We start from the raw sequence: 22809 nt of genomic DNA, 5'->3' as shown, positions 1-22809 counted from the left end.
TTACTCCTTTGTTTCTACATAATAAGGGGCTTTTTTGCGACGTTGGTAGATGATGATGGCGAATCCAACGAGAATCAGGATCATCGACAACCACTGGGAAACACGTAAGCCCGCAAACATCAAGCTATCCGTCCGCATTCCTTCGATGATCATCCGACCAAAACCATACCAGATAAGGTAAAAGGCTGTGATCTCACCTTGCCTCAAAAATTGTGGCTTCCTACGAAGAATCAAGATCAAAAGAAATCCTAGCAGATTCCAAATGGATTCATATAAGAACGTTGGCTGACGATAACTGCCGTCTATATACATTTGATCTCTAATAAAAGAGGGTAGGTAGTTGAGACTTTTAACAGCAGTTCCATAAGCTTCCTGGTTAAAGAAGTTTCCCCAGCGACCAATACTCTGTGCAATCATGACGCTTGGGGCCGCAATATCTAAGAAATCAATTGGCTCAATCAAGCGTCTACGAGAGAATAGATAGAGGACAAGGGCACCTGTCAAGAGGCCACCATAAATCGCGATTCCTCCGTTCCAGATAGCGAATATCTCACCCAGGTGCTGGCTATAGTAACCCCATTCGAAAATAACGTAATAGAGTCTGGCCCCCACAATCGCAAGCGGAAAGGCAATCAAAATGAAATCAATGATATCATCTGGATTAATTTTCTTACGGGGCGCTTCTTTCATAGAAAGATAAACGGCTAGAATCAAGCCAGAGACAATACAAATTGCGTACCAACGAATACTGATCGGACCTAATTGAAGGGCTACTGGATTCATTCCTTCACCTCATTTTGACTAATCAACTGGGACAAACGTTCTTCAAAGGTTTTGGTGGCATCATAGCCCATTTCTTTAGCCCGAACATTCATAGCTGCTGCTTCGATCACGACCGAAATGTTCCGACCAGTCTTCACAGGGATGCGAATCCGAGGAATGGTCACGCCACCGATTTCCAACTCTTCTGCATTATTACCAAGACGATCATAGACCTGATCCTTAGCATAATTTTCCAAGTAAACAGCGATTTGGACTTGTGAAGAATCCTTGACAGCACTGGCTCCGTAGAGACTCATGACATCGATAATCCCTACACCACGGATCTCTAGTAAGTGGCGTAGGATTTCAGCTGGCTCTCCCCAAAGAGTCATCTCATCTCTCGCATAGATATCGACTCGGTCATCTGCTACGAGGCGGTGCCCCCGCTTGACAAGTTCCAGACCTGTCTCGCTTTTTCCGATTCCGCTATCTCCTTGGATCAAGACACCCATCCCATAAATATCCATCAGAACACCGTGTACACTCGTACGTTCTGCTAGCCGACTATCCAAATAGCTAGAAAGCTCTCCAGATAAACGACTGGTTGCAACATTGCTCTTCAAAATGGCTAGTTGCTTCTCTTCAGCAGCTCGCAACATTTCTTCTGGAATTTCTAAATTCCGCGCAACAATGATGACAGGTGTCTCTGGCTGGAACATCTTGCGCAGGACCTGATGACGGTTGTGAGAGCTCATCTTCACCAAGTAGGACCATTCTTTCATTCCTACAAGCTGAATCCGCTCAGGTGTGTAATAGTCGAAATAGCCCGTCATTTCAAGACCTGGACGTGAAATGTCCGCAGTCGTAATTTCCTTGCTTAGGAGTTTATCATCCCCATAAACAACCGATAGACGAAGCTTTTCCTGTATATCGCGAACAGTAACTGCCATATCATTCTCCCTTTTCAAATTCTCTCTCTATTATAGCAGATTTTCTCTTCAGACGAGAGCCTGAAGTGTCATTTGAAAGATCCATTTTCAACTCCTTTTTAAGGCAAGCAAAAAGAGGCGAAGACAAAGGTCTCCAACCTCTAGGAAATGATGGGAACATATGAAGAATGATCTAGCCTTCACCATGCAAGTAATCTGTAATCATGGATTTGATTCCGGTAGAGACCGCATAGACCACCGCATTTGAAGGGAATGCGATCAATCCGAGCATAAAGACGGCAGGTCCTCCCCCCAACAAGGAGAAAACCAGATACAAAACCGGCAGAAATAAAATCGAAAACCGATAAATTTGTGGCTTTCTAGCCATTTCTGTTGGCAGAAACAAGAGGTAGAAGAGACTATTCCAAATGCCCAGTGGAAAAAGGAGCATTCCGATCAAAACTGTTCCAACTCCTTCACCAAAAAAACGATTTAAAATGAAAAACTGTCCTATAAAACTGAAGAAGAGATATAGAATAAAAGCAAGGGAATAGAACTTCTGCTTCACTCAAATCTCCTTTTAGAAAAATGGACTATCATTCTGATCATGGATGGGTTCGGCCTCTTTTCTTCGACGAGGTCGAGGGCCATAGTCAAACATTTTCTGCTCCTCCTCGTCCTTATAAGGCAAGGTCGTATCTAACAGTAAATAGATAATCACACCGATAAAGGCATGAGAAACCGTAAAAAGAATAAACAAGAAGCGTAGGAGAGTTACACTCAGACCAAATTTATCAGCTAAGCCAGCTAGCACACCTGAAACCAGGCGATGTCGTTTTAATTTGTAAAATGATGATGTCATTTGATTTTCCTCTTTCTAGTTAGACCTATTTTAGCAGAGTCGAACTGGAAAGAGATCCGCCTAAAGACTGATTCTTACACTTGTCTCATTTCAAGAAATTGCAGGCGACTGCGACAGCGACCGCAGGCATATTTCTTCAGATCGATTTTTCGCTTTCGTCTATACTCTTGGCCACAATGGGGACATTGATAGAGATAGATCCGCTTGACTCGCCCAGTTCTATCTGGTAGAGGAGGTGTGAAACGAAGACCGTCCACTTGCTGGAGGAGTTGTTTAAAGTCTAGATCTTTGTGGCGATAGCCTTTACCTTGATCGTAAAGATGGTAATGGCAGAGCTCGTGGCGTACGATTTTGCGAAAGACCTCTACCCCGAAAACTTGGTATATTTTCGGATTGAAATCAAGGTGTCGATCCTTGGGAAAGAAACGACCTCCAGTGGTTTGAAGACGTGAATTCCACTCTGCTCGATGACGGAATTCTCTCCCAAAATCTTCTAGGGATACTTGGCGTACATACTCAGTCAGATTCATTCGGAGCTACCAAACTGAGATTGACTTTTTCGCGTTCCACATCAATCTTCTTCACCCAAACGGTTACCAAATCACCTACTGAGACGACCTGGCTTGGATGCTTAATAAACTGCTTACTCATATGGGAGATATGAATCAAGCCATCTTCGTGAATGCCAATATCGACAAAGGCTCCAAAGTCAACCACATTGCGCACAACCCCTTCTAATTTTTGGCCAATATGCAGGTCTTTAATATCCAAGACATCCTGACGGAGCACGGGTGCATCAAAGGAATCCCGCAAATCGCGACCTGGTTTTAGAAGATCCGCAATGATATCTTTCAGGGTTTCTGGTCCCAGATCCAGCTGAGTAGACATCTCCTTTATGTTCACAGCTTTTAATTTTTCCTTAGCTGATGCATCGAGGTCGGTAATTTCAAGAAGTTGAAAAAGTTTTTCAACTTCCTTGTAACTTTCAGGGTGAACGCCGGTATTATCCAAGATATTTTTACTTTCAGGAATGCGTAAGAATCCAGCCGCTTGCTCGAAAGCCTTGGCGCCGAGACGAGGGACTTTTTTAATCTGTGCTCGTGAAAGAATCATTCCTTCTTCTTCCCGGTATTTCACAATATTTTCAGAGATGGTTTTATTGAGTCCTGCTACATGGGCTAAGAGAGAGGGACTAGCCGTATTGATATTGACCCCAACTTGGTTGACGACAGTATCTACCACGAAATCCAAGCTTTCTGTCAGTTTTTTCTGATTGACATCGTGTTGGTATTGACCGACACCGATGGATTTGGCATCGATTTTCACCAATTCTGCTAGCGGATCTTGCAAGCGACGGGCAATGGAGATGGCCGAGCGTTTTTCAACGGTTAGCTCTGGGAACTCATGACGGGCCAACTCACTAGCTGAATAGACAGAGGCTCCGCTTTCATTGACAATAACATAGCGAACTCCTGGATGGTCATGAAGCACCTCTGCGACAAAGGCCTCACTTTCACGGCTGGCGGTTCCATTTCCAATCGCAATAATTTCTATTCCGAACTCTTTGATCAAGGAGGATAGATCCTTTTTAGCCTGCTCGATCTGAGCTGGTTTTGCAGGAGCAACTGGATAGATGACCTGGGTGGCAAGCATCTTTCCTGTCTCATCGACAACGGCTAGTTTAGCACCGGTCCGAAAGGCTGGGTCAAATCCAAGGACCACGCGCCCTTTTAATGGAGGAATGAGCAATAGATTCCGTAGATTCTCAGAGAACAATTGAATGGCTCCGTCTTCTGCCACCTCCGTCAACTCTGTCCGAATCCGACGTTCAATCGCAGGAACGATTTTTTTCTTAACCGCTTGTTGAATAACTTCATCGACATAGGCATTTTTAGTTTTAAAACGAGCCTCAAAAATACGAATGATCCGATCCAAATGGTGCTCGAATCCTACTTTAAGAACGCCCAATTTTTCCCCACGATTGAGAGCTAGAGTCCGGTAGCCTTGCATATTCTTAATCTTCTCAGAAAAATCATAGTAGATTTCAAATGTTCTCTTAGGATCTAAGCTTTCATCCTTCAAGGTTGACGTCATGAGGGAATGCCCATGAATTTCTTGATAAGTGAGGGCCCGTAATTGGGTATCCTCTGAAATAGCTTCTACCAGAATATCCACTGCACCAGCTAAAGCCGCTGTTTCAGTTGGGAAGGCCTCACAGGTAAATTTCTGAGCCTCTGCTTCCAAGTCTGGACTATTTTGCAAAATGAGGCGTGCCAAGGGGAAAAGTCCTGCTTCTCGGGCAATCGTCGCCTTGGTCCGCCGTTTTTCCTTATATGGGAGATAAAGCTCTTCGACATCCGCTAATTTTTCAGCAGCCTCAATAGCCTGCTTGAGCGCCTCTGTCAGTTTGCCTTGTTCCTCAATCTTAGCAAGGACAGTTTCCTTTCGTTCAGTCAGAGCCGTTAACGATTTGTCCCGGTCAATAATGGCCTTGATCGCTACTTCATCTAAATTTCCCGTCATATCTTTTCGATAGCGGGCAATGAAAGGAATAGTTGAGCCTTCTGCGGTCAGACTCAATACGGTATCGATTTGTTTTAAGCTAACACCCAATTTTTGGGCTATTTTTTCATATTTATCCATAGCCTCTATTATAGCATATTTTGCTGCCATCAAGGGTGAGAGCGCCTGTTCTGGTCTCTGTTTCAGGGATTTTTCAGAGAATAATTTTGACCCTATGGTTCTTTCCTTTTATGCTCCATTTCCCCCTTGCTCTTTCCTTTTTGTTATAATGAAAGAAAATAAAAAGGAGGCCCAACAATGGCTATTAAATTCTCAAAAACAGATGATCTTGATAAAATGTTTGAAAACTTTGCAAGTTTTCCAGATGTAGAAAAAACAGTCGAATTCCCCGAAGAAAAAAAGAAGGCAGAAACTGCTACCACTAAAGAAGCAAAGAAGGCTAAGTAATGACATTCTTTCAACACCTTCCCTCTAGCGTCTTGCAGGCTGGGGCTATTTTTCTCTCGATTATTATCGAGGCCCTACCGTTTGTCCTAATCGGAAGTATCATTTCAGGGATTATTGAGGTCTATATCACCCCCGAGAGGGTCTACCGCTTTCTTCCCAAGAATAAATTTGGGCGGATCTTCTTTGGGACCTTTATCGGCTTTATCTTTCCTTCCTGTGAATGTGGGATTGTTCCCATTATCAATCGCTTTCTAGAAAAGAAAGTTCCAAGTTATACTGCTGTTCCCTTTTTGGTGACAGCACCGGTCATCAATCCTATCGTTCTCTTTGCGACCTACTCAGCCTTTGGGAATTCTGTCAAGATGGCCCTCTACCGCGCCCTTGGTTCCTTATTGGTCGCAACGGTGCTAGGGATCTTTCTTGGTTTTATTCAGACAGATTCGATCCAAAAAGAACATCGTAAGGCTGTACATGAACATGATTTTAGGGACTTGAGCAAAGGTCAAAAGCTCTTCCAAGTCTTGGTACAAGCCATTGATGAATTCTTTGATACGGGACGTTACCTGGTATTTGGTTGCCTCTTTGCCAGCCTCGTCCAAGTCTACGTCCCAACACGGATCCTCACTTCGATCAGTGCGACACCGGTTATTGCTATTCTCCTTCTCATGGTCTTGTCCTTTCTCCTCTCACTTTGTAGCGAGGCGGACGCCTTTGTTGGATCCTCTCTTCTAACAAGTTTTGGAGTAGCGCCGGTTCTTGCCTTTCTGGTGATTGGGCCTATGCTTGATGTCAAAAATCTCCTCATGATGAAAAATTATCTCAAGACCCGTTTTATCTGGCAATTTATCGGAATTGTGAGTGGAGTTGTGCTCCTTTATGCTTGGTTTGTGGGGGTAGTGCTATGATTCGTTTCTTGATATTAGCTGGCTATTTTGAGCTCACCATGTACCTGCAATTATCTGGTAAGCTCAATCAATACATCAACTTACACTATTCTTACTTGGCTTATATTTCCATGTTCTTGTCCTTTGTTTTAGCTCTTGTGCAGCTGATCATCTGGGTCAAGCAGATGAAGATCCACAGTCATCTCTCTGGCTTCTGGGCAAAAGTGGCGAGTATTTTCTTGCTCTGTATTCCTTTGTTTGTCGGGCTATTTTTCCCTACAGTGACACTGGATTCCCAAACAGTCTCTGCCAAAGGCTACCACTTCCCGGTTGCGGCTGGATCTTCCAAGGAAATCCAGCAGGACGAAGGGACAACAACCCAGTATCTCAAACCAGATACTAGTAGCTATTTTACCAAATCTGCCTATGAGTCAGAAATGAAGCAGGCGGCAAAGAAATATGTTGATAAAAAAGTGATTCAGGTGACCACTGAGAATTACATGGAAGTCATGGAAGTGATTTATGATTATCCTGACCAATTTGCAGGAAAGACGATCGAGCTGACCGGTTTTGTATACAATGATCCCAATAACAAGGACAGCCAATTTCTCTTTCGCTTTGGGATCATCCACTGTATCGCAGATTCCGGCGTCTACGGTCTCTTAACGACGGGTGCTCCGCAGCATTTCGAAAACAATACTTGGATCCATGCGAAAGGAACCTTGTCCATTGAATACCACAAGCAGCTCAAGCAAAGCTTGCCTGTTCTCCACATTAGCGATTGCCAGACCATTACGAAACCGGCCAATCCATATGTCTACCGCGTATTCTGATGGAGTCACCAAGTTTCTTCGGTGGTCGATCCAAACAGCTTATAACAGCTCAAGCTAGAATCCACATTGATTCTAGCTTTTTTATGCTTTCCTCTCAAATCCTCTAATCCCAGCGGAAAATATTCGGAACAACGATTCCATCAAAGAAATCTTGTAGATTTTATGGTAAAATATGGTTAATAAAATAGGAAATAGGTACTTAAATGTCTTCAAAAGTTATTGTAACCATTTTCGGGGCCAGTGGAGATTTAGCCAAGCGCAAACTCTACCCATCCCTTTTTAGACTCTATAAATCAGGAAATCTATCTGAACACTTTGCAGTTATCGGAACAGCCCGCAGACCATGGAGCAAGGAATACTTTGAATCAGTCGTGGTAGAATCCATCACAGATCTGGCCGATAGCCCTCAACAAGCTCAAGAATTCGCTAGCCATTTCTACTACCAAAGCCACGATGTCAATGATACCGAACATTACATCGCTCTGCGCGAATTACAAAACAGCTTGGATGAGAAATACCAAACGGAACACAACAAGGTCTTCTTCTTGTCCATGGCTCCTCAATTTTTTGGAACCATTGCCAAACACCTCAAATCAGAAGGCATTGTGGATGGGCAAGGCTTTGAGCGCTTGATCGTTGAAAAACCTTTCGGTACAGACCTAGAAACGGCTAGTCAGCTCAACAAGGAATTGGAAGAAACCTTTGATGAAGAACAAATCTTCCGGATCGACCACTACCTTGGAAAAGAAATGATCCAAAATATCTTTGCCATTCGTTTCGGTAATCTCATTTTTGACAACCTCTGGAATCGAGACTTTATTGACAATATCCAAATTACCTTTGCTGAACGCTTGGGGGTTGAAGAACGCGGTGGCTACTATGATCACTCGGGGGCCCTTCGAGATATGGTGCAAAACCATACCCTTCAGCTGTTGTCTTTGCTTGCTATGGATAAACCAGCCACCTTTACTAAGGATGCGATTCGGGCAGAAAAAGTTAAAGTTTTTGAGCAATTGCACAATCCAATAGATGACGAATTAAAGAAATTCTTTATCCGTGGTCAATACCATTCAGGGACCATCGAAGGGAAAAAAGATATCTCTTATCGCAGTGAGCCCAATGTCGACCCTGAATCTACTACGGAGACCTATGCTTCTGGGGCATTCTTTGTTGATAGTGATCGCTTCCGTGGAGTTCCTTTCTTCTTCCGTACTGGAAAACGCTTGACGCAAAAAGGAACCATGGTCAATGTGGTCTTCAAGCAAACCGACTCCATCTTTGGACATAGCTTGCAACCAAATGTCTTGACCATTTATATCCAACCAAATGAAGGTTTCTCATTGAGTATCAACGGAAAAGAGGTCGGTGAAAAATTCAGTATCGCACCGATTTCCTTTGACTACGAGACAGATGCGACCGCAACTGGGGCTTCACCAGAGCCTTATGAAAAATTAATTTTCGATGTTTTGAACAATGACTCAACCAATTACAGCCACTGGCACGAAGTCCGTGCTTCATGGCAATTGATTGACCGGATTGAAAAACTATGGGCCGAAAATGGAGCACCACTCTATGAATACAAGTCTGGATCCATGGGACCAACTGCATCCGATGATCTCCTTGCAGAATACGGAGCCGAATGGGTTTGGAAACCTGAACCTAAGAATTAAGGAAAGCCACCTTCGGGTGGTTTTTTTTGATAGCGCAAGGAAACAAAAAGACAAATTGTCCTTCCAACAATTTGTCTTTTTCTATTCGACTCTTAAATCAAGCCTTCCAAGAGGCCTCTCATGAAGTTTTCTGAATGGAATGGTCCGATATCATCAATCTTTTCTCCAAATCCAATCAACTTCACTGGAATGTCCAACTCTTCACGAATCGCAAGGACGACCCCACCTCGAGCCGTTCCATCGATCTTGGTCAATACAATTCCTGTCACAGGCGTAATTTTTGAAAATTCTTTGGCTTGCACCAAGGCATTTTGACCAGTCGATGCATCAAGGGCCAGCAAGGTTTCATGCGGTGCATCAGGTACCACACGCTTGATAATGCGACCGATTTTTTCCAGCTCCGCCATGAGGTTGTCCTTGTTTTGCAGACGACCCGCCGTATCAATCATCAGAACATCAATGTTTTCAGCGATTGCACGTTCCATTCCATCAAAGACGACGCTAGCAGGATCTGATTTTTCAGGACCTGTTACAACTGGAACATCTACGCGGCGTCCCCATTCTGCCAGTTGAGCTACTGCTCCTGCACGGAAAGTATCTGCTGCAACCAACATGACTTTCTTGCCTTCTTGTTTGTAGCGGTGGGCTAACTTCCCGATAGAGGTTGTTTTACCAACTCCATTGACCCCAACAAAGAGCATGACCGTAAGACCATCTTGAAAACGAATGGCTTCATTAAATTGGCCATCCTTTTCATACAAGTCCACCAATTTTTCGATGATCACGCGCTTGAGAGCATCTGGTTTTTTGGCATTTTCCAAACGGGCTTCATAGCGCAACTCTTCGGTTAAATTAGAGGCCACTTGAACCCCAACGTCACTCATGATCAAGAGTTCTTCCAATTCCTCAAAGAATTCTTCATCGACTGAACGGAAATTGGCAAAGAAGGCATTGAGGCGTGCTCCAAATCCAGTCCGTGTCTTTTTCAAGCTACGATCGTATTTTTCCTGAATGGTTTCTTGCTCTGGCTCAACCTCGTCTGGAATTGGCTCTTCTGCCTCTTCAACAGTTCTTTCCTCAACGGCTGAAGCAGCTTCTCCTTGAGGAAGTCTGGACTCGGCTTCTGCCACTTCTGAAGTTTCCTCCACTTGAGCAATCGCTTCTGATACTTCAGGTTCTGAAACCTCATCCTGAGCTTCTACTAGTTCTGGAGACTCCTCTTCTGTCGTGCTCCCTTCTACTAGCTCAGCGTCAGATGATGGAGAGGCAATTGGTGACTCTTCTTCCATTTCTGAACCGTTAGCCCCATCTGCTTCCTCACCATCTTCAGTTTCTTCCGCTTCAATTTTCACTTCTTCAAGAGGCTCAGTTTCCGTTTCATCAGCTACAGGTGAAACTTCTTCAGAACTTGTTTCTGTTTGAGCGGATTCAAAGACAACCGGAGACTCCTCTCCTGCTGCTTGGTCTTCATGAGTCTCTGAAGTCACATTTTCTTCAACAAGAGGTTCCACTGATGACTCTTCTTGAGTGACGGTTGAAACAGGTTGATGTGTGGCTGCAATCCGCGCTTTAAGCTCTTGGTAGTAAGCCTCCATATCAGCGATTTTTTGCTCTTCCTTGTCATTTAAGGTAGCCGCCGGCTCCTCTTTGACAGTTTCTTCAACCTCAGTACTTTCCGTCACTTCTTCCGAAGACGGAAGCACTTTTTCAGTTTCTTCTTTTTTTCCAAATAAACGATCAAATAATCCCATTTATTCACTCTCCTTTAGCACATAATTTTCAATCGCCCATGCGACGGCATCCTGGTCATTGGTCACAGGAGCCACAAGCGCTGCAACTTCCTTCACTGCTGGAATCGCATTGCCCATGGCAACCCCCAGTCCAGCCCATTGGATCATAGACAGGTCATTGGCCTCATCTCCACAGGCCATGACTTGATCAGATGTAAGACCCAAAATGGCTGCCAATGCCTCTAAACCTGTTGCCTTGTGAACATTTTTGGGGCACCATTCCAGCAACATTTCCCGAGATTTAAAAATTTCATAGTCTTGAAATAAGTCCGGCTTGATCTGCTTGATCGCTGCATCTAAAAAGTCTTGATCGACTGCTGTCACACACTTGTTGTAGGAAATCGTGGATGGCAGGTCTTTAAAATCTGTTTCAATAAAGTTCAGGTAGGGATTGTAATGGGAATAGAGGGACTTCCGTTCCGAATGAATCTCATAAACCGTTCCCTCACTGATCGCATCCAGCGGAAGGCCTAGACGGGCTGTTTCATCATGAATGGTTGCTACATCTTCTGGTGCCAAGACAACTTTTGAGAGGATTTCTCCATTATTTCGCTGCACTAGACCACCGTTGAAGGTAATCGTATACTCTTCTTTGAGGCCTGCTGTTCCCAATTCTTCCAAAAGAAAATCCATAGCTTTCAAGGGGCGACCAGTGGTTAGAACCACCTTGACACCTTGAGCCTGTGCAGCAGCGATAGCTGCTCTATTGCGAGGAGAGATCTTTTTTTCAGAATTGAGAAGGGTCCCATCTAAATCCAGCGCAATCAAGGAAATCTTACTCATACAATTTCCTCCATGTAGCGTAGGACAGAACCCGTCGCATGGTGGTCGATGACTGTTTCAGCAATCGCCAAGATTTCGGGACGTGCATTTTCTGGCGCTACAGGATGGCCCACGACTTGCATCATATGGAGGTCATTTAGGTTATCCCCAAAAGCCATCACCTGATCCATCGAGATCCCTAGTTTATCCGCTAAGGCGGTAATCGCCACTCCTTTATCGACATAATCGAGGACAATATCAATCGATTCAAAACCTGTCGTCATTGCTTTGACGCCTGGGATATTCTCAGTGACCCATTGCTCTCCTTCAAGAACAAGAGCTGCATCGAAGTTGGTGGTCAATTTGAAAATTTCATCCTGAATATCCACTAGGCTTTTCACTTTTTGAATGTTTTCATTGTAGTGCTGACTCAAGGCCAGATAGTCGGGATCCACCGTTTCTAAGACATAGCTCCCTTTTTTCCCCGTCAAAAGCAATTTATTCGGATCTGCATAAGGTGAGGATTTCAAAGCCTCAAAAACACCCAAATAAAAGTCTTTGGACATGGTCGCTTCGTAGAGATCTTCTCCATGAAATTCTACCACACTGCCATTTTCAGCAATGAAAATCATCTGGTCTTCAAACCCTTTAAAGAGGGATTTGAGCGAAAGGAGGGCACGGCCACTCGCAGCAGCAAAATAGATGCCTTTTTCTTTGCAGCTTGCTAACACCTTGCTTAAAAGGTCTTGATCGTACTGATGTTGGTCATTTAGAAAGGTTCCATCCATATCCGTAGCGATCAATTTAATATCATTATTCTTCATTTTCTAAGTCTTTCAATTTTACTGAGACGATTTTAGAAACCCCAGATTCCTGCATGGTCACACCATAGATGGAATCTGCAGCTGACATGGTTCCCTTCCGGTGCGTCACGACAATAAATTGGCTTTCCTTATCAAAGCGGTTCAGATAATCTCCAAAGCGCTTGACATTGGCCTCATCTAGGGCAGCCTCTACCTCATCTAGAATGACAAATGGAATGGTCTTGACACGAATAATCGAGAACAGGAGAGCCAAGGCAGACAAGGCCTTTTCTCCACCACTCATGAGGTTTAAGGATTGGATTTTTTTACCAGGTGGCTGCACAGAAATCTCAACACCAGCTGTCAGAAGATCTGGCTCTGTCAGAATCAAATCAGCAGAACCCCCACCAAACATTTGACGGAAAGTGACATTAAAGGATTCACGAATGGCTTCAAAAGTTGATTTAAAGCGTTCCTTGACCTCGTCATTCATGTCGTTGATGGTAGACAGAAGCATATTTTTCGCAGCCAAGACATCCTCACGCTGGCTGGAAAGGAAATCAAAGCGCCCCTTCACCTCGTCGTACTGCTCGATCGCATCCACATTGACTGGACCAAGTGCCTTAATATCTTTTTCGATGCTCTTGAGCTGGTTTTCAGCTGCTGCAAGATTTTCAACAGGTTTGGCCTGTTCTTTGGCTTGGTCAAAGCTTTGCATGAATTCATCGGTAATTTGCGTTAAGAGTTTGTTCAAACGATCCGCATGCTTTTCACGTGTCGCTTCAGCCTTGGCTTGTTGACGAATCCACTCTTCGTTTTTCTTGCGAGCTTGTTCCATCTGTTCTGCCACATCTTCGGCCTGGCCTTCCAAATCATCTAGCTCAAAGCGTTTCCGAATGACCCCTTGTTCCAAGTCCGTTTTCTTGGCTTGGGCCTGTGCCAATTGATTGGCTAGCTGCTCCACATCTACTGTTTGAACTTGGGCATCGCCTTGTTCAATCAGCAATTGCAACTGATGCTCCTCTACTTCCAACCGGGAGATTGTTTCTTCCAAACGCCGAGCATCTGTTTGCTCGTAGCTTTGTTGGCTTTTATATTCCGTCTGTTGGAGTCGCAGTTCTGCCAATTGCTCTTGCAGGTTTTGTACTTTTTGTTGCAGGACATCTTTATCCGACTTCATGGTTTCAATGTCGCGATTCAAGTTTTCTTTTTGAAGCTCAATTTCTGCCAATTGCTCAGTAAGGGACTCCTGCTCTTCTTGAAGAGACTGGGTCGCATCTGTTGCCAATTCTGACTTCAAAGCCTCTAAGAGTTCCTGAATTTCTTTCAGTTGCTCTTGGCTTTGTTGGTAGGCCAATTGGGCCCGCTGTTGCTCCAGACGCGCTTGCTCACCCTGGCTTTGAATAGAGGCCAAGTATTCTTGCGCTTGCTTAAGCAGATTGTCCTTGGTCTCGGCCTCCTGCTCTGCTTCTCTTAAACGAGCATCCAGAGCTTGCATTTCCTGTTTCAAACTATCTAATTCTGGTTTGACAAAGACCGTATTTTGAGAGCGATTGGCACCACCGGCATACGATCCTCCGGTCCGCAATTCGGTCCCATCCAAGGTCACCATCCGAACTTGATAGTTGACTTTACGAGCCGCCTCACGCGCATGCTCCGTCGTGTCAAAGATAGCCGTTACGCCAAGCAGGTTTTGGAAAATCTGTTCAAAACGATGCTCATAGGTCACTAAGTCACTCGCAATTCCTAGAAATCCTGCACTGGCTTGAATCAATTCTAGATTCCGAGGGGATAGTTGACGAGCTTTGATCGTCGTGAGCGGAAGGAAAGTTGCCCGTCCCAAGCGATTGCGTTTCAAGAAATCGATCGCTCGCGTTGCAGCCTTTTCATCTTCGACAATGATCTGTTGGCTGCTAGCTCCCAGAGCAATTTCAAGCGCCGTCTGGTAGTCTTTTGAGAAACTCAAATTCTCACTAACAGCCCCACAGATGCCTCCTAACCGTTCTGCTTCTTGCAAAACGCTCTTGACTCCTGCATAGAAGTTACTATGGTTCTTCTGAATAGCTTCCAAGCTATTGATCCGCGCCCGCTTATTCTTGCTCTCATCCATCAAGTCAAACATGGCAGCTTGAGCCTCTTGGTAGGCAGCTTTGGCCTGCTCCACTTTTACCAATTGCTCTTGATATTCTACTAGTAAACCTTTGACCGTCGCTTGTGCCTGATCCAATTCTTCCAATTGTCGGACTTCTTTTTCCTTGGCAGTTTCAAAGTTTGTTTGTGCCTTGGTCAAATCCTCTTGACGATGGCTAGATTCTTGCAGGAGTGCTTGGATCCGACTCTCAATGGCTGTTCGCTCATTCGATTTTTCAGCCTCCATCTGCAAAAGCGCGACATACTGCTCTCGTAGATGCTCAATGACTTGTTCCGGATCTTCTTCGTAGTTGGCTAATTCTTTTTCCAACTCTTCTTGTTGCTGACGGTTCTCTGTCAGTCTTTGTTGAAGCACAGCTAGCGTCTCTTGTTTTTGAGCCAGCTCATTTTTCGCTTCTTCCAGACGGGCCAAAATAGCATCCAGACGCTCAAGATTTTCCCTACGACTATGGGCTGCTTGACTCGATTGCAACTTAGCTACTTCGATTTGCTTTTCCAAATCACTGATCAAACGAGTGACCTCAAGTAAGCTGGCCTGGTCCTCAGCTAAACTCTCATCCAACTGATGGCGGGCTTTCTTGATACGTACATTATCTTCTTCTAAGACCTGACGACGTTGGTAATAAGAAGCCAACTGTTCTTGAATGGCCTTTTCTTCTTGATCAGCCTTTTCATAAAGGTCCTTTGTCAAATCGACTTGAGCAACTAAAACATCCAGCAAGAGAACCTGCCGTTCTTGGTCTAATTCCAAGAAACGGCGAGCGACAGTCGCTTGCTTTTCAAGAGGTTGGATTTGTCCTTCTAATTCATAGAGGATATCCTCCAGACGGTCCAAATTCTCCTGGGTTTGGTTGAGTTTGGTCTCGGTTTCCTTACGCCGCGTCTTAAATTTCAAGACACCAGCAGCTTCTTCAAAGATAGCCCGGCGTTCTTCCGGTTTGGAGTTGAAGATCTCCTCTACCCGTCCTTGGGAGATAATAGAGAAGGAATCACGTCCCAATCCCGTATCCATGAACAGATCATGCACATCTCTGAGACGTACTTTCTTGCCGTCGATCTTGTACTCGCTGTCTCCTGAACGATAAATATGCCGTTCGACACGAATTTCTTTCCCTGCCTGTTGGATAAAACCATCTTGGTTATCTAAGACAACTGTGACACAGGCATAATTCAGCGGTTTTCGCGATTCTGTCCCTGCAAAAATGACATCGGGCATCTTGCCCCCACGTAAACTCTTGACACTAGATTCCCCCAGGGCCCAGCGCAAGCTCTCCGTGATATTTGATTTTCCAGATCCATTAGGCCCTACAACGGCAGTGACCCCTTTGTCAAATACGACTTTTGTCTTATCCGCAAAGGATTTAAAGCCTTGGATTTCAATCTCTTTTAGATACATGGCCCATCATTCCTCGTTTCAACTGCATTGCGGGCTGCTTCCTGCTCCGCTAACTTCTTGGAACGACCATGACCATGTCCCATCGTTTGACCGTTCACGAATACTTCTACTTCAAACTCTTTCGCATGAGCTGGACCGGACTCGCTAACCACTTGGTATTGGATCTCCACATCTCCGTGAACCTGTAACAGTTCTTGCAGGCGGGTCTTGTAGTCAATGACTTGAGAAAATTGACCCGTTTCAACCTTTGGAATCATGACCTGGTAGATGAAGCGTTTGACTGCTTCCACTCCTTGATCCAGTAAAAGAGCACCTAAAAAAGCTTCAAATAAATCGCCAAGAATCGTATCGCGGTCCCGACCACCAGATTTTTCTTCGCCCTTGCCCAGTTTGATGAAATGGTCAAAGTGGCAATCTCGAGAAAAACCAGCCAGACTTTCTTCACGGACAATCATAGAACGGAATTTGGACAAATCTCCCTCCGGTCTGTTTGGGTGTTCCTTATACAAATATTCGGAAATAACTAATTGAAGAACAGCGTCTCCTAAAAATTCCAAACGTTCGTTATGTGAAATTTTTAAGAGGCGGTGCTCATTGGCATAAGAGGTGTGCGTAAAAGCTGTATCTAATAAACTGCTATCTGAAAAAACGATCTGAAACCGTTCCGATAACAGGGCTTGTAATTTCTCCATGGGAAGCCTACTTTCTAATAAATTCATACTCTTAAGTATACCAAAAAAGAAGCACGAACGCACTTCTTTTCCTAGTTCTAGGGCCTGAATTCTCCAATTTTAATCAGGATCTTCTTCTGTTTGATTTTCGGACTTATTGGGAATCACTTTTAAGAGATAATAGGTGATAAAAATCGTCAAAGCACCTAAAGCAAGCTTCACCCAAATAATCGGAGCCAGATAGATCGAAATCCCCATCAGAATGTAGATCTGAAGAAGGATCCATTTCTTCCGTTCTTTGGCAATCGATTTGGTCTCTCGGTAATCCGCTACATAGGTTTGATAAAGCTTGGTTTGGTAGAGCCACTTTTCAAAGCGTTTGGAACTTTTAGCAAAGCAGGCCATAGACAGCAGTAAAAATGGGGTCGTCGGTAAAATCGGTAAAGGAATCCCAATAATTCCTAATCCCAAAGACACAAAACCAATCGTAAGATAAACAAGGCGCATTTACTTCTCCTTTGTATGATTTTTTTGTTAAAAGCCATTTCATAGTTGACTTACTAACTTTTACTAATCCTTTCTCAATTTTTAGAAAAAGCTACTAACACAACAGCATAGACTAGAAGGAGCAAGATCCCATAAAGGATTCCAGCCCATTTATAATAGCGATTCACACCGCAATAACGCTCCACGTAAGCTCTACTTGGTTTTTCAGGATCATACCAAACCGTCATCGAAGAACATAGTGGAAATTGGGTCTGAAGAGCTGTATTAAAAGAAACAAATGAATTTCGATAAAAGGTAATCGAATTGGCTAGCATCTCTTCTCTTGTGTGAAAGTAGGATGCCTGTTTAGGTCCCCATGGGGTTGAAACCGTCCTAATGAAGAAATAACGAAAGGATTTTTTATAAGCAACGCCATTTACCTTGTATTCCACAATCGGAGGATTTCCCCCTCTAAAGCGATTATAGCCCACAATAGTTCCTTTGATGGATGATGTAGCAAGCCGAACCATCTTTTTATCACGGAAATAAAGATAAAAATAAGTACCACTCAAAAAAACTAAGGCTAAAAAGATAACTAGAGTTGAGAGCCAAAACAGTAGCATTTTAGTTGACATTTATTTCTCCCCCAAATTTGATTGGTAGTACTCTAAAAACTCTTCTTCACTTTGAAAGATATGTTCTTTTCCATCTTTCGAACTAGTTGAAGGAATAGTTAGGTTCTTAAAGATATTGGTATCTTTGGGAACAACCAATTTCAAAAAAGAGATTTTAAAACGAACGTCTTCTTTTCCAAGGAAATACAATTCAGATAGCGAATCTTTACTCAATATATCATATACTTTTGGATACTTGCTTGCTAAAGAATCTGTTTGAACTTTTTTAGTAAACCAAAACGCTGACCATACAAAATTAAAATGTTGGTTTGAAAGTCTGTCATATTTATTGAGTAAATCCTCAAGACCTTCTTTATTTTGCCATGCTTTTTGATTTACATCATAAAAGTCCTTACCTGTTTTTCCAGATGATGTTTTAGAAATAATTTTCCCCGTTTCTATATCTATGATACCAATAAAAGTTTTTGAGTTTGATTTACTATTCACTGCCATCTTTATAGGCAAATAAGTTTTTCCTTCTTCAGATTGTAACAATTTTGGGGAATCCGCAACATTAATTGGAACATAATTTTTATTATATTCCCTCACCATCTTAAACACATCATAAGTTTTTTGTTTAATCGTATTGTCTTTTGTATCGTAAACATCTAATAACCAGTATTCTCCTTTTTCAGGGATATTACTCTTTAAATAAGGAACTTTATCCTTTTCACTTAACCAGTACTTATATGCTGCCGACTTCAATTTGTAACTCTGCCGAATAATAAAACGTTCACCATGCATCTCAACTCTATTATTTCTGATGTCAATACGAGGATCATATTTCTTAGCCTCTTTCGCTTCCTTTAATTCAGCTTCGTTATCCCAGCTAATTGCTACCGCTTTATGATTAGCAATAAATTCATAATCAATAATTTTTGCTCTCGGGCTCCACATGACAAACTGAGTCAGTTTATGCTTACGATAAGCGCTATATGCAAGAACACCTCCTGTGATAGCAATTACAAGAAATAAAACTTGGACTAATTTGGATCTCATCAACTTTTTCATTTCTATTTTTCCTTTCTAGTGATTGAATAATATCTAACTACCATTCCGATTGGTTCCATACTATTCTTTACATGTCAATTAATCAAAGGATTTTATAAATCATTGACCACCCAAAATTTCTTGACCCATATTATCTACCATTAAATCACTTAGCAAAGATGCAATGTTTTCAGTCTATTGCAGTATTACATATTTTGATGGAATTATTGTCCGGATGATCCCGTTTGACGCTTCAATAGTTTAAGAATCTTTCTGGTCTTAATTTCCCGATGAAAATGCATCACACAAGCAAAAGCAAGAAGGTAGATCATCAGACACAAAAAATCAGTTTCTCTGATAAAAGTAACCAAGAAAAAAATCCCTAAAAAAACAAAAAGAATCTTCATAATAAAAATTGCAAGCACCTTTGCTCTAAGTGTTTTGCGCTCTTTTTCCTTCAAAATAACTGTTTTCCAACCAGTTCTCAGATCTTTTTTTCTCGCCTTCGCTATCATCAACATTCCGAAAACTATCAGAGTTCCAATCATTGCGATACCGAAATTGATCGTATACGGTAATCCCCCAAAGGCTGAATTTAAGACACTTGCAATTCCTTTTAAAAGAAAGACTGCAAGTGGAGCAGCAACCATTATCCAATTGGAAGTATTTTTTTGATCATTATATTGAAATACTTCGTTTTCTTCATCAAAATAAATCCATTTCGAATCCAAATAACCGATATATGTTTTCACAATTAACATTTCTCCATTAATTTATTCTTGAGATAAAGTACTCCTATCATACACGAATTTTGGCTAAAGAGCAAATTCATTACTAGATATAGATTTCCTCAAATAGACATATAAAAAACCACCCGCAGGTGGTTTTCTATCTTATATCTTCGTCAATGGAGTTGCAGTGTCTGGTGATGTATCCAGCACCTCAAAATCATGACCGACAGCTAGATCTGCTCGAGCCAGTTGGTTCTCCATGGTCATATGGGCCAATTCTTTGATATTGTTCTCTTTTGACAAATGCCCCAGATAAATCTTCTTGGTGCGATTTCCCAAGGTCCGGATCATGGCATCTGCACCATCTTCATTAGAAAGGTGGCCCAGATCAGATAAGATCCGTTGCTTCAAACGCCAAGCATACGAACCTGCTCGAAGAATTTCTACATCATGGTTGGACTCAATTAGATAGCCATCCGCATCCGCGACGATTCCTGCTAAGCGATCGCTCACATAGCCCGTATCCGTCAGCATGACAAAGCTCTTCCCATCCTTCATCAAGCGATAAAATTGAGGGGCTGCAGCATCGTGACTAACGCCAAAGCTCTCAATATCAATATCTCCGAAAGTCTTGGTCTTGCCCATTTCAAAGATATGCTTTTGAGCATCATCGACCTTTCCTAGATACTTGGTGCCTTCCATAGCCTTCCAAGTGGCTTCATTAGCATATAGATCCATCCCATATTTCCGCGCTAAAACACCCACACCATGAATATGGTCTGAGTGTTCGTGCGTAATCAGAATGGCATCTAAATCTTCTGGTTTGCGATCAATTTCAGCCAATAGTCCTGTAATCTTTTTCCCTGATAGACCTGCATCAATGAGCAGTTTTTTCTTTGGTGTCTCAAGGTAGAAAGAATTTCCACTAGAACCTGAAGCTAAAATACTGTACTTAAATCCCTCTTCTGTCATTGACTCCTTATTCTTCCTCTTCTGTATCCCAGTCGTCTTTAATCGCATCTTTGTCGTACGGCAAGACAATGGTAAAGGTAGATCCCTTACCATATTCACTCTTGGCCCAAATAAAGCCTTTGTGCTGCTTAATGATCTCCTTAGCAATGGCTAAGCCCAGACCAGTCCCACCTTGGGCCCGGCTACGCGCCTTATCCACTCGGTAAAAGCGATCAAAAATGCGTGGCAAGTCTTTCTTGGGAATTCCCAAGCCCTCATCTGAGATAGAGATAATCAACTGGGCATCTGTTGTTTTCATCCCTACCTTGATTTTCCCACCATCGGGTGAGTATTTGATGGCATTGTTCAAGATATTGTCGATTACCTGGGTCATTTTATCCGTATCAATTTCAACCCAAATCGGGGTGATTGGATATTCACGGATCAGTTCATACTTCTTGGTATCTTCTTGCGATTGACTCTTGATCTTATCAAACCGGTTTAAAATAAAGGTAATAAAGGCCGTAAAGTTGGTCAACTCGATGTCCAACTGACTAGTTTCATTATCGATTCGTGACAAGCTCAAAAGATCTGTGACCATACGCATCATGCGGTTGGTTTCATTCAGTGAAACCTTGACAAAATCTGGTGCCACTGGCTCTGACAAAGCGCCATCATCTAGAGCTTCCAGATAGGATTTCACACTGGTCAAAGGTGTTCGCAGTTCATGACTCACATTGGAGACAAAGAGGCGACGTTCCCGTTCTTCCTTGTCCTGCTCTGTCGTATCGTGCAAGACAGCTACCAGACCAGAGATAAAACCTGATTCGCGACGAATCAAGGCAAAGCGCACACGAAGGCTTAAGTACTCCCCATTTTCATCCTGGGAATCGATGGTTAACTCTGGTACTTCAGTAATCAAGCTTCGCAGATCATAGTCGTCTCCAAGCGAAAGCAAATCTAAAATACTGGTATTGAGAACCTCGTCCGGATTGACATTCAATTGCTTGGCTGCCATTTCATTGACCATGATGATCTGACCCCGTCTGTTGGTCGCAAGCACTCCATCTGTCATATAGGCTAGAATACTAGTCAGCCGCTTGGTTTCCTGCTCTAGGTTTTCATGCGTCAGACGAATGACCTCAGATAGATCATTGATACTGTTGGTCATATCGGTCAGCTCTGGGCTTCCTTGCATGTCGACCACTTCAGAGTAATCCCCAGCAATCAGATCTTTAATTTTGGCGTTTAGTTGTCGGAGCTTGATATTGTCCCTACGGTTTTCTAGGAGAAGCAAGGCTACCACAATGATAAACCCAACCGTAATCAGAACAAAGACAAAGTTCGACGACATGACAAATTGTTTTAGTTGATCAATCATTGTTTCTCATATAATATCCGACACCACGGCGGGTCAAGATATATTCTGGACGTCCCGGTGTGTCCTCGATTTTTTCACGCAACCGACGAACCGTCACGTCTACTGTCCGAACATCACCAAAGTAATCATAGCCCCACACCGTCTCAAGAAGGTGCTCACGAGTCATCACTTGACCGACATGGGTCGCAAGGTGATAGAGCAATTCAAATTCGCGATGGGTCAAGTCCAATTCTTTGTTGCCTTTTTGAACCAAGAAGGCATCTGGAAGAATGTGAAGATCACCAATGACAATTTCCGTATCGGCCTCATTTTCAAGCTGAGGATCAGCCGCAAACTCAGAACGACGCAACAAGGCTTTCACACGCGCTTGCAATTCCCGATTCGAGAAGGGTTTGGTTACATAGTCATCCGCCCCGATTTCAAGCCCGATGACCTTATCAAATTCCGTATCCTTAGCAGATAGGACAATGATCGGCACATTGCTAGTCTTACGAATCGTCCGCGCTACTTCCAAGCCATCAATCTCTGGCAACATCAAATCTAGAATAATAATATCCGGATTTTCAGCCGCAAAGACCTCTAAAGCTTCCCGACCATCAAAGGCTGTTAAGACTTCATAACCCTCTTTTGCCATGTTAAATTTTATAATATCTGAAATTGGTTTTTCATCATCAACTACTAATATTTTTTTCATCTTACATACCTGTTTCTAATGCTTCTTTTCCTAATCAATCTCTATCTTCTTATTATATCAAACTTATGAAGAAATGTGGAGCCTCAATTGCTGGACTTTCCAATAAGAAAGGGTAAAAAAGGCCGAGAAGTTAAAATCTCAGTCTCAGAAAAAACGAATGATAGGTAAAAGATAAAATCACTTGAGTGATTCTAAAAAAAGTTAATTTCCTACTTGCTAGAATGAATGAATCATTTATTAAAAACTTTCCGTCGTGAGAAAAATGAGAGTGGGACAGAAATCATAGCCTCTTAATTGTTTTTGGATTGTCGAGCAAGACGCAGTGGTTGAGTGGGCTCTACTACGCTGATTTCATCAGCTTTTACAGCCCTACTCAACTGTGCGGAGGTGGGACGACGAAATCGAATTCTAACGAATTA

Annotated in this window: 21 protein-coding genes; 4 read left to right on the top strand and 17 right to left on the bottom strand. The window is 43.0% G+C overall.

The window, feature by feature from the left end:
• The 5 genes from lgt to PCY11_RS10375 form a co-directional block, all read right to left on the bottom strand.
• Positions 1–783, bottom strand: a complete 783-nt coding sequence (lgt, locus tag PCY11_RS10395) for a prolipoprotein diacylglyceryl transferase (protein WP_070506652.1) — start codon at positions 781–783, stop codon at positions 1–3.
• Entirely contained in the window at positions 780–1712 is a 933-nt protein-coding gene (hprK, locus tag PCY11_RS10390; RefSeq protein WP_049497393.1) for an HPr(Ser) kinase/phosphatase, read from the bottom strand. The genes lgt and hprK overlap by 4 nt, the downstream gene beginning before the upstream one ends.
• 559 nt (positions 1713–2271) lie before the next feature.
• Positions 2272–2553, bottom strand: coding sequence for a PspC domain-containing protein (locus PCY11_RS10385; RefSeq protein WP_070466307.1), 282 nt, complete (start codon positions 2551–2553; stop codon positions 2272–2274).
• Between the two features lie 74 nt (positions 2554–2627).
• Complete coding sequence (locus tag PCY11_RS10380; RefSeq protein ID WP_070846010.1) at positions 2628–3083, bottom strand: SprT family protein; 456 nt, start codon at positions 3081–3083, stop codon at positions 2628–2630.
• Positions 3070–5196, bottom strand: coding sequence for a Tex family protein (locus PCY11_RS10375; protein ID WP_070846008.1), 2127 nt, complete (start codon positions 5194–5196; stop codon positions 3070–3072). Before PCY11_RS10375 ends, PCY11_RS10380 begins: the two co-directional genes overlap by 14 nt.
• A gap of 177 nt (positions 5197–5373) precedes the next feature.
• Between PCY11_RS10375 and PCY11_RS10370 the strand changes: the two genes are divergently transcribed.
• The 4 genes from PCY11_RS10370 to zwf all read left to right on the top strand — a co-directional run bounded on the left by PCY11_RS10370 (position 5374) and on the right by zwf (position 8910).
• Positions 5374–5523, top strand: a complete 150-nt coding sequence (locus PCY11_RS10370) for an SPJ_0845 family protein (RefSeq protein ID WP_173018898.1) — start codon at positions 5374–5376, stop codon at positions 5521–5523.
• Positions 5523–6428 (top strand): permease, encoded by a 906-nt coding sequence (locus PCY11_RS10365; protein WP_014713646.1) that lies wholly within the window; start codon positions 5523–5525, stop codon positions 6426–6428. The genes PCY11_RS10370 and PCY11_RS10365 overlap by 1 nt, the downstream gene beginning before the upstream one ends.
• The gene (locus PCY11_RS10360) at positions 6425–7240 is read left to right on the top strand and encodes a TIGR03943 family protein (RefSeq protein WP_003015619.1); all 816 of its coding nucleotides are present in this window, start codon (positions 6425–6427) and stop codon (positions 7238–7240) included. Before PCY11_RS10365 ends, PCY11_RS10360 begins: the two co-directional genes overlap by 4 nt.
• Before the next feature lie 203 nt (positions 7241–7443).
• Positions 7444–8910: a glucose-6-phosphate dehydrogenase gene (zwf, locus tag PCY11_RS10355; protein ID WP_301362745.1), complete on the top strand. Its 1467-nt coding sequence runs from the start codon at positions 7444–7446 to the stop codon at positions 8908–8910.
• Between the two features lie 92 nt (positions 8911–9002).
• Here zwf and ftsY read toward each other — a convergent pair whose 3' ends face one another.
• The 12 genes from ftsY to yycF form a co-directional block, all read right to left on the bottom strand.
• Positions 9003–10661, bottom strand: coding sequence for a signal recognition particle-docking protein FtsY (gene ftsY / locus PCY11_RS10350; RefSeq protein ID WP_301362744.1), 1659 nt, complete (start codon positions 10659–10661; stop codon positions 9003–9005).
• Positions 10662–11483 (bottom strand): Cof-type HAD-IIB family hydrolase, encoded by an 822-nt coding sequence (locus PCY11_RS10345; RefSeq protein WP_301362743.1) that lies wholly within the window; start codon positions 11481–11483, stop codon positions 10662–10664.
• Positions 11480–12286, bottom strand: a complete 807-nt coding sequence (locus tag PCY11_RS10340) for a Cof-type HAD-IIB family hydrolase (RefSeq protein WP_301362742.1) — start codon at positions 12284–12286, stop codon at positions 11480–11482. Before PCY11_RS10340 ends, PCY11_RS10345 begins: the two co-directional genes overlap by 4 nt.
• Entirely contained in the window at positions 12276–15812 is a 3537-nt protein-coding gene (smc, locus tag PCY11_RS10335; protein WP_301362741.1) for a chromosome segregation protein SMC, read from the bottom strand. The genes PCY11_RS10340 and smc overlap by 11 nt, the downstream gene beginning before the upstream one ends.
• The gene (gene rnc / locus PCY11_RS10330; protein ID WP_049475143.1) at positions 15803–16504 is read right to left on the bottom strand and encodes a ribonuclease III; all 702 of its coding nucleotides are present in this window, start codon (positions 16502–16504) and stop codon (positions 15803–15805) included. The genes smc and rnc overlap by 10 nt, the downstream gene beginning before the upstream one ends.
• A 99-nt stretch (positions 16505–16603) precedes the next feature.
• The gene (locus PCY11_RS10325) at positions 16604–16990 is read right to left on the bottom strand and encodes a YbaN family protein (protein WP_049475142.1); all 387 of its coding nucleotides are present in this window, start codon (positions 16988–16990) and stop codon (positions 16604–16606) included.
• Positions 16991–17064: 74 nt separating this feature from the next.
• Entirely contained in the window at positions 17065–17604 is a 540-nt protein-coding gene (locus PCY11_RS10320) for a hypothetical protein (RefSeq protein WP_049475141.1), read from the bottom strand.
• Positions 17605–18654: a hypothetical protein gene (locus PCY11_RS10315; protein WP_256318017.1), complete on the bottom strand. Its 1050-nt coding sequence runs from the start codon at positions 18652–18654 to the stop codon at positions 17605–17607.
• A gap of 203 nt (positions 18655–18857) precedes the next feature.
• Positions 18858–19385 carry a hypothetical protein gene (locus PCY11_RS10310; protein WP_141760642.1) on the bottom strand — a complete coding sequence of 176 codons (528 nt, stop codon included), beginning with the start codon at positions 19383–19385 and terminating at the stop codon, positions 18858–18860.
• A 141-nt stretch (positions 19386–19526) separates the two neighbouring features.
• A complete protein-coding gene (locus PCY11_RS10305; protein WP_049475139.1) occupies positions 19527–20336 on the bottom strand; it encodes an MBL fold metallo-hydrolase in 810 nt (269 codons plus the stop codon).
• A 7-nt stretch (positions 20337–20343) separates the two neighbouring features.
• Entirely contained in the window at positions 20344–21696 is a 1353-nt protein-coding gene (gene vicK, locus PCY11_RS10300) for a cell wall metabolism sensor histidine kinase VicK (RefSeq protein WP_049475138.1), read from the bottom strand.
• Positions 21689–22390: a response regulator YycF gene (yycF, locus tag PCY11_RS10295; protein ID WP_003008151.1), complete on the bottom strand. Its 702-nt coding sequence runs from the start codon at positions 22388–22390 to the stop codon at positions 21689–21691. The genes vicK and yycF overlap by 8 nt, the downstream gene beginning before the upstream one ends.
• Positions 22391–22809: the final 419 nt, after the last annotated feature.

The sequence above is a fragment of the Streptococcus sp. SP8 genome, assembly GCF_030440045.1.
Taxonomy (GTDB): domain Bacteria; phylum Bacillota; class Bacilli; order Lactobacillales; family Streptococcaceae; genus Streptococcus; species Streptococcus parasanguinis_I.
The sequence above is the reverse complement of the archived record's forward strand: the minus strand, read 5'-3'. Positions and strand labels throughout refer to the sequence as shown.